Origin of the sequence: Streptomyces ossamyceticus (assembly GCF_001418475.1) — a bacterium.
Lineage (GTDB): Bacteria > Actinomycetota > Actinomycetes > Streptomycetales > Streptomycetaceae > Streptomyces > Streptomyces ossamyceticus.
The window spans coordinates 1-2047 of the sequence record NZ_LIQX01000863.1; the positions used below are offsets into that span (position 1 = coordinate 1).

A 2047-nucleotide genomic window follows, 5' to 3' on the forward strand; every position below is an offset into this window, starting at 1 on the left:
GGGGCGGGGCCGGGCCACGTCGGCGGTCGGCCCCGCGCCGGCGGCGGGTACTCAGTCCCGTACGTAGTCCGTCAGCACGCAGCCGGCTTCGGCCTCGACGCGCTGGTACTGCTGCGGTGTCTGCATGCCGGGCTCGCAGTCGAGGAGCAGCAGCCCCTCGTCGAGGAACTTCTGGATGTAGTCCCTGTCCACGTCGAGGGCGAAGTCCATCCCGACCATCAGCGGGTCCTCGTCCTCACCGCTCCGTGCCACATCCCGCTGGAACTGGGTCATGTCGGTGACGTGCAGGAATTCGATGTCGCCGCTGTCGTCACCGAGTTCGCACTCGCCACCGCCGTCGAGGGAGTCGCTCACCTCCGAGCGGATCAGCGACATCTCCGCGTTCGACCAGTAGTCGGTGTCGGTGCAGCCGATGGCGTCGTTCAGATACGTGGCCACCCCCTCGGTGTCCGAGGCCATGGGCAGCTCGACCCCGTCGTCGCCGCAGGCGGTGACGGTGAGGGCGAGCAGGAGGGCGCAGACGGAGGCAGACATTCGGGTACGCAACGGAATTCCTCAGGTAGATGGGCTGAGCTGGGGGGGGTGTCAGGGAGCCGGGCGGCGGTGTCAGCCGGCCGGTGCGAAGGCGTGGAAGCCGTCGGTGGTGGAGATGTGGCCGTAGCCCGTGGCCTCGTCGACGGCGGGGACGTGGTCGACGGGGAGGTCCTCGGCGAGGACCTCGCGGGTGCGGGGGTCGACGGCCAGACCGTGCTCCGTGCCGTCCTCGGCGGTCGTGTACCCGTAGAGGACGGAGCCGTCGCGGGTGAACCGCACGGGGTCCAGCGGGGTCTCGTCCGCCCCCTCCTCCTGCGTCCACAGCCGCTTGCCGTCGGGCAGCCGCCACACCGTCGTCCCGGTGAACGTGCCGCCGGGTACGGCGTCCTCGGCGCCGAGGTCGCCGGACGGGGCGAGGAGCACGGACCGCGTGGCCTCGTACGAGTCGGTCAGGTCACCGGACGTGAGGTCGTACCAGGCGTGGACCCAGGTGTCGGCGTCGCTCTGGGACGCCTGCCAGGCGACGAGGACCCGGCCGTCGGTGACGCGGAGCAGGGAGAGCGTCTCGGAGTCCGGCATGGGCTCCAGGTCCGGGTCGCCGTTGTCGTACAGCTCCACGCCGGACGGTATCTCGGCGTCGGCGCTGCTCCAGACCTTCTTGCCGGTGGCGAGGTCGCTCAGGGTGATACGGACCATGTCGGTGCCGCCGACGTTCGCGTTCTCGAAGCCGGCGTAGTACCCGCCGAGGACGGGCGGCGCGGTGGCGCGGGCGGCGCCGATCAGCCCCGTCCTCGGGTCGTACGCGCAGTCGGCTCCCTCCTCGGTGCAGGTGACCCTGCGGGCGGTGCCCCCGCCGACCGGGGTGAGCCGTACGGTCGCGCCGGCGGGGTCGACGCGGTACCCGTCGCTGAGGGCCGCCGCGTAGTACAGGCCGGTCTCGGGGCGCCGCGTGGCCGGGGTCGCGCCCAGCTTCCGTCCCCGGCCGTCGTGGACGGTGACCGTCGAGGTGGTCTTCTCGGCCGACAGCCCGTCCGAACCGGCGGTCCGGGACGTGCCGACGGCGACCGCGGGGGCGCCGTCGCGCCAACCGGTGAGCGTGACCGAGTCGGTGGCCGCCTTCAGGGACGCGCGCAGCTTCCCCGTCCTCGTGTCCCGGAACTCCAACGTCAGCGGTTGGGGCGCCTCCGACAGGTGCAGGACCCGGTTGGGGCCCTGCGGGGCCGCTTCCCGGTAGCCGCCGCCGTCGGCCCAGGTGTCGGGCTCCAGGAACGCCTTCGCGTCGTCGAAGTCCTTGAGGTAGGCGCCGCTCGCGTCCCTGGCGAACACCAGGGTGCCGCCCAGGTCCAGCACACCGGGCGCGGTGCGGCCGGTGGCCAGGCTCCACGCGGGCTTCGCGGCGAAGCCCGCGTGGAGCCTGGCCCTCAAGGACTTCGACGACGCTAAGGCGTTCCTGGAGCCCGACACCTGGGCCGACGGCGGCGGCTACCGGGAAGCGGCCCCGCAGGGCCCCAAC

Annotated in this window: 2 protein-coding genes; both read right to left on the bottom strand. The window is 72.7% G+C overall.

Translation table 11 applies throughout. The features are described from left to right. Nucleotides 1-51 precede the first annotated feature (51 nt). Nucleotides 52-534, bottom strand: a complete 483-nt coding sequence (locus tag AOK15_RS39835) for a hypothetical protein (RefSeq protein WP_055523971.1) — start codon at nt 532-534, stop codon at nt 52-54. 72 nt (nt 535-606) lie between these two features. Beyond that, complete coding sequence (locus AOK15_RS39840) at nt 607-1884, bottom strand: hypothetical protein (RefSeq protein ID WP_055523973.1); 1278 nt, start codon at nt 1882-1884, stop codon at nt 607-609. Nucleotides 1885-2047 lie beyond the last annotated feature (163 nt).

Bases quoted from the DNA above. Each gene is read 5' to 3' on its own strand.
- AOK15_RS39835 (WP_055523971.1), bottom strand. From the start codon at position 534: ATGTCTGCCTCCGTCTGCGCCCTCCTGCTCGCCCTCACCGTCACCGCC.